The sequence below is a fragment of the Mesorhizobium sp. M7A.F.Ca.AU.001.01.1.1 genome (genome assembly GCF_004022735.1).
GTDB classification, from domain to species: domain Bacteria; phylum Pseudomonadota; class Alphaproteobacteria; order Rhizobiales; family Rhizobiaceae; genus Mesorhizobium; species Mesorhizobium ciceri.
The window spans coordinates 1-8,045 of the sequence record NZ_RZPF01000249.1; the positions used below are offsets into that span (position 1 = coordinate 1).

Annotated in this window: 9 protein-coding genes; 6 read left to right on the forward strand and 3 right to left on the reverse strand. The window is 62.5% G+C overall.

Annotated elements, in window-relative coordinates; all coding sequences use genetic code 11:
- Both EN884_RS16805 and EN884_RS16810 read left to right on the forward strand, forming a co-directional pair.
- Positions 1-208, forward strand: a 208-nt coding sequence (locus EN884_RS16805) for a DUF444 family protein (protein WP_128360639.1), incomplete at its 5' end; no start/stop codon positions are given.
- Between the two features lie 9 nt (positions 209-217).
- Positions 218-1,759 carry a SpoVR family protein gene (locus tag EN884_RS16810; RefSeq protein WP_024503737.1) on the forward strand — a complete coding sequence of 514 codons (1,542 nt, stop codon included), beginning with the start codon at positions 218-220 and terminating at the stop codon, positions 1,757-1,759.
- A gap of 24 nt (positions 1,760-1,783) precedes the next feature.
- On the opposite strand, the gene EN884_RS16815 is transcribed toward EN884_RS16810, so the two are convergent.
- The 3 genes from EN884_RS16815 to EN884_RS16825 are packed head-to-tail and all read right to left on the reverse strand — an operon-like array spanning position 1,784 to position 4,418.
- Positions 1,784-2,677 (reverse strand): HlyC/CorC family transporter, encoded by an 894-nt coding sequence (locus EN884_RS16815; RefSeq protein ID WP_063169113.1) that lies wholly within the window; start codon positions 2,675-2,677, stop codon positions 1,784-1,786.
- Complete coding sequence (gene aroB / locus EN884_RS16820; protein ID WP_128360640.1) at positions 2,674-3,810, reverse strand: 3-dehydroquinate synthase; 1,137 nt, start codon at positions 3,808-3,810, stop codon at positions 2,674-2,676. Before aroB ends, EN884_RS16815 begins: the two co-directional genes overlap by 4 nt.
- Positions 3,807-4,418 carry a shikimate kinase gene (locus EN884_RS16825; protein WP_024503735.1) on the reverse strand — a complete coding sequence of 204 codons (612 nt, stop codon included), beginning with the start codon at positions 4,416-4,418 and terminating at the stop codon, positions 3,807-3,809. Before EN884_RS16825 ends, aroB begins: the two co-directional genes overlap by 4 nt.
- Positions 4,419-4,628: 210 nt before the next feature.
- Here EN884_RS16825 and EN884_RS16830 point away from each other — a divergent pair, with 210 nt between their 5' ends.
- From EN884_RS16830 to EN884_RS16845, 4 genes are all read left to right on the forward strand, one after another.
- Entirely contained in the window at positions 4,629-4,781 is a 153-nt protein-coding gene (locus tag EN884_RS16830) for a hypothetical protein (protein ID WP_013529356.1), read from the forward strand.
- A gap of 17 nt (positions 4,782-4,798) precedes the next feature.
- Entirely contained in the window at positions 4,799-5,716 is a 918-nt protein-coding gene (locus tag EN884_RS16835) for a site-specific tyrosine recombinase XerD (RefSeq protein ID WP_063169115.1), read from the forward strand.
- A 99-nt stretch (positions 5,717-5,815) separates the two neighbouring features.
- Entirely contained in the window at positions 5,816-6,766 is a 951-nt protein-coding gene (locus EN884_RS16840; protein WP_024503734.1) for an acetyl-CoA carboxylase carboxyltransferase subunit alpha, read from the forward strand.
- A gap of 217 nt (positions 6,767-6,983) precedes the next feature.
- Positions 6,984-8,045, forward strand: a 1,062-nt coding sequence (locus tag EN884_RS16845; protein WP_164895026.1) for a murein L,D-transpeptidase family protein, incomplete at its 3' end; no start/stop codon positions are given.

Consider the following 8,045-nt stretch of genomic DNA (forward strand, 5'->3'; position numbering starts at 1 on the left):
GTATTTTGCCTATGTCGAGATCATCGACGAGCGTGAAGCTCATATTTTCGGCTCGACAGAAAACGGGACATCGCTCTGGCGTGCCTACAACTCCATCGACCAGAAATGGCCGAACTTCCAGATGAGCCGCATCGCCACACCCGCCGATATCTATCCGGTTTTTCGCCAGCTCTTCGGCAGGCAACCGGCCGCCCTCAAGAGGGCATGAGGGTTCCCGATGGCCAGACAAGCGAGCAAATCCAGCCTGCTTTTTTCAGGGTCCGACTGGGATTTCAAAACATTGTCGCGGGCCTATGACGCTATCGAGGCACTCGCGGTCGAAGAGCTTCATCTGGACACCTATCCCGTTCAGATGGAGATCATCTCGTCGCAGCAGATGCTCGACGCCTATTCGTCCATCGGCATGCCATTGATGTACCGTCACTGGTCTTTCGGCAAACATTTCCTCCACCAGGATTTGCTCTATCGCAAGGGCGGGCGGGGGCTTGCCTATGAACTGGTCATCAATTCCAATCCCTGCATCGTCTATCTGATGGAGGAAAACACCATGGCCCTGCAGGCCCTGGTGACGGCCCACGCAGCGCTCGGGCACAATCATTTCTTCAAGAACAATCAGCTGTTCAAACAGTGGACGGATGCGGGTGCGATCCTCAGCTACCTGGACTTCGCCAAGGGCTACATAGTCCGCTGCGAGGAGCGGCACGGCCTCGCCGCCGTCGAAGCTGTTCTCGATTCCGCCCACGCGCTGATGGATCAGGGCGTGTTTCGCTATCACCGGCCGCCGAGGTTGTCGTCGGAACGGCAACGCGAAGGAATTCGCGAGCGTCTCGAATACGAGGAGCGCTCCTACAACGACTTGTGGCGTACGCTGCCGGCCTCGCAGCAAGCGGCCAACGACAAGGGCCAGGACCCAGAGTGGAAGAAATCGCTCAATCTGCCCGAGGAAAACCTGCTCTATTTCCTGGAAAAGAACAGCCCAGTCCTGGAGCCCTGGCAGCGCGAGATCATCAGGATCGTTCGTGTCATCGCGCAATATTTTTACCCGCAACGGCAGACACAGGTGATGAACGAAGGTTGTGCCACTTTCGTGCACTATACGCTGATGAACATGCTGTTCGACCGCGGCCAGATCAGCGAAGGCGCCATGCTCGAAATCCTGCGCAATCATTCCAACGTGGTCTTCCAGCCGGCCTTCGACGATCCGCGTTTTTCAGGCATCAACCCCTATGCTCTCGGCCTCGACATGATGCAGGACATTCAGCGCATCTCGACCGAACCCACGGCCGAGGACCGCGATTGGTTCCCCGACATGGCCGGCCAGGGCAACTGGCGCGAGGTCCTGCTGGACGCCTGGGCCGAGCATCGCGACGAATCCTTCATCCGCCAGTACCTCAGCCCTGCCTTGATCCGGAAATGGCGGTTTTTTGTGCTCGGCGACGCTGCCGACCAGCCGCATTGCCTGGTCGCGTCCATCCACGATGAGCGCGGCTACGCCAAGATACGCGCCGCGCTCGCCAACAGTTATGATCTCGGCGCGAACCGGCCGGACATTCAGGTGGTGGATGTCGATCTGCTCGGCGACCGCCATTTGCGGCTGCAGCACAAGGTCAATGACGGCATCCTTCTCGAGGATGCCAGCCGCGACGCCACGCTTCGTCACATCCGCAGGCTTTGGGGTTATGAAGTCAGCCTGGCGGCCATGGATGCCGAGACCGGCGCGACGATCCACGAACGCTCGACGAGCCAGATCGCGGGATGACGGCACCCGGTCTCCCGGCGCACATCAGGCGTCGCCGGCTGGCCTGATCCTCAGCCTTGCGATCCGGTTCTTGTCGCGTTTCATGACGATGAAGCGCTTGCCGTGGAACGTAAAAGCCTGCTTCTCCTCGGGGATCGATTGCGTCTCGTGGATGACGAGGCCGGCAATGGTGGTTGCCTCCTCATCCGGCAGGTTCCAGTCGAGAGCCCGGTTGAGGTCACGGATCGGCACCGTACCGTCGACGACCACGGAGCCGTCGGCCTCCTGCTTGACGCCCTGTATGTCGACATCGTGCTCGTCGGCGATCTCGCCGACGATCTCCTCGATAATGTCCTCCAGCGTCACCAGCCCTTCGACCTCGCCATATTCGTCGACGACGACGGCGAAATGCGCCTTGCGGCGAAGGAAGGCGTTGAGCTGTTCCTGCAAGGTCGTGGTGTCGGGCACGAACCAGGGTTTCGAAGCGATCTTCATGACGTCGATCCTGGAGAAATCGTTGCCGACTTCGTTCAAGGCGCGCAGCAGATCCTTTGCATGCAGCACGCCGACGATGTTGTCGAGCGAGCCTTTCCACAGCGGCATGCGGGTGTGCGGGCTTTGCAAAATCTCGCGCACCACCGCTTCCGGCGCATTGTCGGCATTGACCGAGCGCATGTTGGTGCGGTGGACCATGATGTCGGAGACTTCGAGCTCGGCGAGATCGAACAGGCCGCCGACGCGGTCGCGATCCTCGCGCACCACCTGGCCGTCGCGGCGGAAATCGTCGACCGCGCCGCGCAATTCGTCCTGGCTGGAGCGCTGCGGCTCGATGCGTGAAAGCTCGTACCCGAATATGGCAAGCAGGCGCGTGCGCACGGCAACGAGCAGCACGATGAGGATGGCAAGGACGGCGACAACGATCCAGCCGGGCTCGTTCATCTCCGGTCGCTTTCCTTTGGGTGGTTCTCCCTCAGAAACGACAGCACTTCCGATGCCGGAACATCCTTGGCAATGAAAGCCTGGCCGACGCCGCGCGTCAGGATGAAGGTCAGCGCGCCGCGCGACACCTTCTTGTCCTGGGTGATAAAGGCAAGCAGCGCCTCGGCGTCAGGCAGATCGCCCGGGATGTCGGCTATTCGCCAGGGCAGGCCGACGGCGCGCAGATGCGCCTCGACGCGCGCGGCATCGTCGGGGCTGGCCAGATTGAGCCGCGACGAGAACCGGTAGGCCAGCGCCATGCCGATGGCGACCCCTTCGCCATGGACGAGGCGGCTTCCGTCATATTGGGTGGCGGCTTCCAGCGCGTGGCCGAATGTGTGGCCGAGATTGAGCAGCGCGCTGTCGCCGGTCTCGAACTCGTCACGCGCAACCACGTCGGCCTTGGCGCGGCAGGCTTCGGCAATCGCCTGCGCCCTCTCCGGCCCGCCGGCAAAAACCTGGACCCAATTCTTTTCCAGCCAGGCGAAAAATTCCGGCCGGTCGATGAGCCCGTATTTGGCGAGCTCGGCATAGCCGGCGCGGAATTCCCGGATCGGCAGCGTGTCGAGCACCCCTGTGTCGGCCAACACCAGTTTCGGCTGATGGAAGACGCCGACAAGGTTCTTGCCGCGTGGGCTGTTGATGCCGGTCTTGCCGCCGACCGAGGAATCGACCTGCGCCAGCAGCGAGGTCGGAATCTGCACGAAATTCATGCCGCGCCGCACGATGCCGGCGGCAAAGCCGGCAAGGTCGCCGATAACACCGCCGCCGAAGGCGATGACGATGTCGCCGCGCTCCAGTTTCGCAGCCAGCACACCGTCGACCACCTCTTCGAGATGGGCAAAACTCTTGGTCTTCTCGCCGGCCGGCAGTGTGATGATGGCGGTCTGGATGCCACCCGTTTCGAGGCCTGCCTTCAGCGCACCGAGATGCGCTGCCGCGACATTGGCGTCGGTGACGACCGCGGCGCGTGTGCCCGGCAGCCGGCGCGCAATCTCGGCACCCGCGCGGGCCAACAACCCCGAGCCGATCAGAATGTCGTAGGTCCGGTCGCCAAGGCCGACTTCGACGACAACGGGTGCCTCGATGCTCACTGTTCCACCTCGCCCGTCGCAGCCGCCTGATCAATGCCGAAATGCCGGCACAGCGCGTCCACCACCTCGGTCGCGATGACTTCCTTGCGGTCGTCGCGGGTCGGCACTGTGACGTCCGATGTCGCGTAGACCGGATAGCGCTCGCCCATCAGCCGCTCCAGCACGGCGCGCGGGTCGGCGCTTTTCAGGAGCGGCCGGTTCTGTTTCTTGGCGACGCGATCCATCAGAAGGTCGAGTTCGGCCTTCAGCCACACCGAGACGCCCTGCGCTGCAATCGCCTCGCGCGTCTGCGCATTCATGAAGGCGCCGCCGCCGGTCGACAGCACCTGCGGCCCGTTTTCCAGTACGCGCAGGATGACGCGCTGCTCCAGCGCCCTGAATTCGGTCTCGCCGTAGCGCTCGAACAGTTCCGGAACGGTCATGCGCGAGACGCTTTCGATCTCCTGGTCGCTGTCTATGAAGGGCAGCGCCAGCATCGTCGCCACCTTGCGGCCGATCGCCGTCTTGCCGGCGCCCATCAGTCCGACGAAGACGACGGAACGGCTGCCCAGCCTGCCGAGCAACGCGGCGTGGTTCTCGTCTGGAGGATTTGCTGGCAGCGCGTTCATCGGATGTTTCGAAGGCCCTCTTTGCCGGCGTATCGACATGAAAAGCCCGTTTGCGTCAAGCGTGGCAAGTGCCTTGAACCCGATATGGACTGGCAGGGTCTGCATCAGAAGTTGCTAACAGGCCCCAGCTTCTTCCTTGAATTGGCCGGATTGGCGTCCCATAAGGGGACAGGGTTTGGAAACGCAGAACAAGAAGACGGGCGAAAATTGATGCCGACACTGTTTCGCTTTGTCGTGGTAACGGCGATTCTGGCTGGCATTGCCTATGGTACGATGTTCGCACTGGTGATGTTCGTCGAGCCAAAGAAGGGGGAAATGAGCGTGCGCATCCCTCCGGAAAAGCTCAATCCCAAGAAAAGCTGAATGACAAGACAGGCTGAATGAACAGCGCCGCCCGCATCGAAGCCTTTCTGGAAATGATGAGCGCCGAGCGGGGCGCGGCAGAAAACACGCTTTCCTCCTACCGCCGCGACCTCGAGGACGCTTCCGGCGCGATCGATGGCGGGCTGGCCGGTGCCGCCGCCGCCGATATCCGCGCCTATCTCGACGACATTGCCGCCCGCGGCTTTGCCGCCACGTCGCAGGCGCGCAAACTGTCGGCGATCCGCCAGTTCTTCAAATTCCTCTACGCCGAAGGCCTGCGCGGCGATGACCCGACCGGCACGCTGGACAGCCCGAAAAAGGGCCGCCCGCTGCCCAAGACGATGAGCGAGGCCGACACCGGCCGGCTGATCGACCGTGCAGCAATTGAAGCCGGCGATGTCTCGTCGGGCGATGGGGACAGCCTGGCATCACTGCGCCTGCATGCGCTGGTCGAGGTGCTTTACGCCACCGGCCTGCGCGTTTCCGAGCTGGTCGGCTTGCCGGTGACGGTGGCGCAACGCGACGACCGCTTCTTCATGGTGCGCGGCAAGGGCGACAAGGAGCGCATGGTGCCGCTCTCCGCCAAGGCACGCGCGGCGATGAAGACCTGGCTTGCCGCCCGCGCCAAGGTGCCAGCCTTGGCCGACAGTCCGTTCCTGTTTCCGGCCGCCTCGGACAGCGGCTATCTCTCGCGCCAGGTCTTCGCGCGTGACCTGAAAGGGCTGGCGGCAAGGGCCGGCATTGCCTCGGCGAAGATCTCGCCGCACGTGCTGCGCCATGCTTTCGCCAGCCATCTCCTGCAGAACGGCGCCGATCTGCGGGCCGTGCAGCAATTGCTTGGCCATGCCGACATATCGACGACACAGATTTACACCCATGTGCTGGAAGAGCGGCTGGTGCGGCTGGTCAACGATCATCATCCGCTTGCCGACTAGGCCTCATATCGCTATGTGAGGACGACATTTCACCGCCCGGAGCCTTGGATTCAAGGGTTCCGTCAGCCACTGCCTTCCGACGTATCGGTCCGCTCACGCATGTATAATTACCTCGATTTCGAAAAGCCGGTGCAGGACCTCGAGGGCAAGATCCTCGAGCTGAAGAAGCTTGCCGAGAATGGCGAGGCGGTCGATGTCGGCGACGAGATCAACCGTCTCGAGAAGCGCTCCCGCGACGCATTGCGCGATGCCTACAAGGCGCTGACGCCTTGGCAGAAGGTGCAGGTGGCGCGCCATCCCGACAGGCCGCATTGCGTCGACTACATCAAGGGCCTGTTCACCGATTTCACGCCGCTGGCCGGCGACCGCAATTTCGGTGAGGACCAGGCGATCGTCGGCGGTTTCGCCCGTTTCCGCGGCGAACCCATTGCCATCATCGGCCAGGAAAAAGGTTCCGACACAGCCAGCCGCCTGAAGCACAATTTCGGCTCGGTTCGGCCGGAGGGCTACCGCAAGGCGGTACGGCTGATGGAACTGGCCGACCGCTTCAAGATCCCGCTCCTGACGCTGGTCGACACGGCCGGCGCCTATCCCGGAGTCAACGCCGAGGAGCGCGGCCAGGCGGAGGCTATCGCCCGTTCAACCTCGACCTGTCTCGGCCTGAAAGTACCGTCGATCTCGGTGGTCATCGGCGAAGGCGGTTCGGGCGGCGCCATTGCCATCGCCACCGCCAACCGCGTCTACATGCTCGAACACGCCATCTATTCGGTGATTTCGCCGGAAGGTGCCGCCTCGATCCTGTGGCGCGACACGACACGATCGAAGGACGCGGCGACCAACATGAAGATCACCGCGCAGGATCTTCTGGAACTGAAGATCATCGACGCCATCATCCCCGAGCCGCTCGGCGGTGCGCATCGCGGCGCCGAAACCGTGATCGCCGCGACCGGAGACCTCATCGCCAGGACGATGAAGGACTTCGCCGGCGCCAACACCGATTTCCGCGAACAGCGCCGCGAAAAATACCTGGCCATGGGCCGCAGTCTCTGACCACAGGCACCCTTGGCCGCAACAATGTGGCGGAGCGGAGCATTTTTGCCACAAAAATGCCGCTGCATTCGGCTCAATGAGACTGCCGCAGGGGGATGCGTCGGCACTTGCGGTAAGGAATTTATTAGGGTTAACGGGCTTAGGGTCCGTCGATGCGCAGTGTAGCAGCCGGGGCAGGAAACGTCCTGGCGCCAGAGAAAAGACGATATCCGTAGCCATGTTTGTCAAGCTTGCCCGCACCGGAATCCTGATCGCTGCCCTCGGCGTTGCCGGCTGCAACAATTCGTCGATGAAGGATTTTGCCCCGGAGGCCAACAAGCCGCTGCCCGACAAGATCCTCGCCGACATGAGGGCCAAGGGCATGGTCCGCACCTCGTCGGTGATGGCCCGCATCTTCAAGGAAGAAGGCAAGCTCGAGATCTGGAAGGCCAAGACCAACGGCCGCTATGACATGGTCGCCAGCTACGACATCTGCAAATGGTCGGGCAAGCTCGGGCCGAAATACACCGAAGGCGACCGCCAGGCGCCGGAAGGCTTCTACACGGTGCGCCCGGCGCAGATGAATCCGCGCTCGAACTACCATCTGTCCTTCAACATCGGCTATCCCAACGCCTATGACCGCGCCAACGGCCGCACCGGCTCCAATTTGATGGTGCACGGCGCCTGTTCGTCGTCGGGCTGCTATTCGATGACCGATGCGCAGATCGAGCAGATCTATGCCTTCGGCCGCGATGCTTTCCAGGGCGGCCAGACCGAGTTCCAGATCCAGGCGTTTCCGTTCCGCATGACCGCCGCCAACATGGCGCGCTACCGCAACGACCCGAATTACGACTTCTGGAAGATGCTCAAGGTCGGCTACGACAATTTCGAGATCACCAAGGTGCCGCCGAAGGTCGATGTCTGCGAGAAGCGTTATGTCTTCAACCAGGTAGCCGCCGACGGTCAGACATTCGATCCGACTGGCGCCTGCCCGGCGACGACGCAGCCTGATTCGCTGAAGAGCGCCTACAATTCCTACATGAGCACCTATGACGCGGCGTTCAGCGGCGCGGTCAAGGCCAGCGTGCCGGCGCCCAAGCCGACCATCGCCGGTATCAAGGAAGCCAGCATCGTCTCCGACTGGTCCAAGCGCCGCGCACGCGGCGAACGCGTACCGATCGATCCGCCGTCGCTCAACAATGACGGCTCGGTCACCGAGACGGCACGCATGGGCCGCATCGATTCGCCCGCCGGCCGCAAGATGGCGGCTCTTGATGCCGAAAAAGCTGCCAAGCAGAAG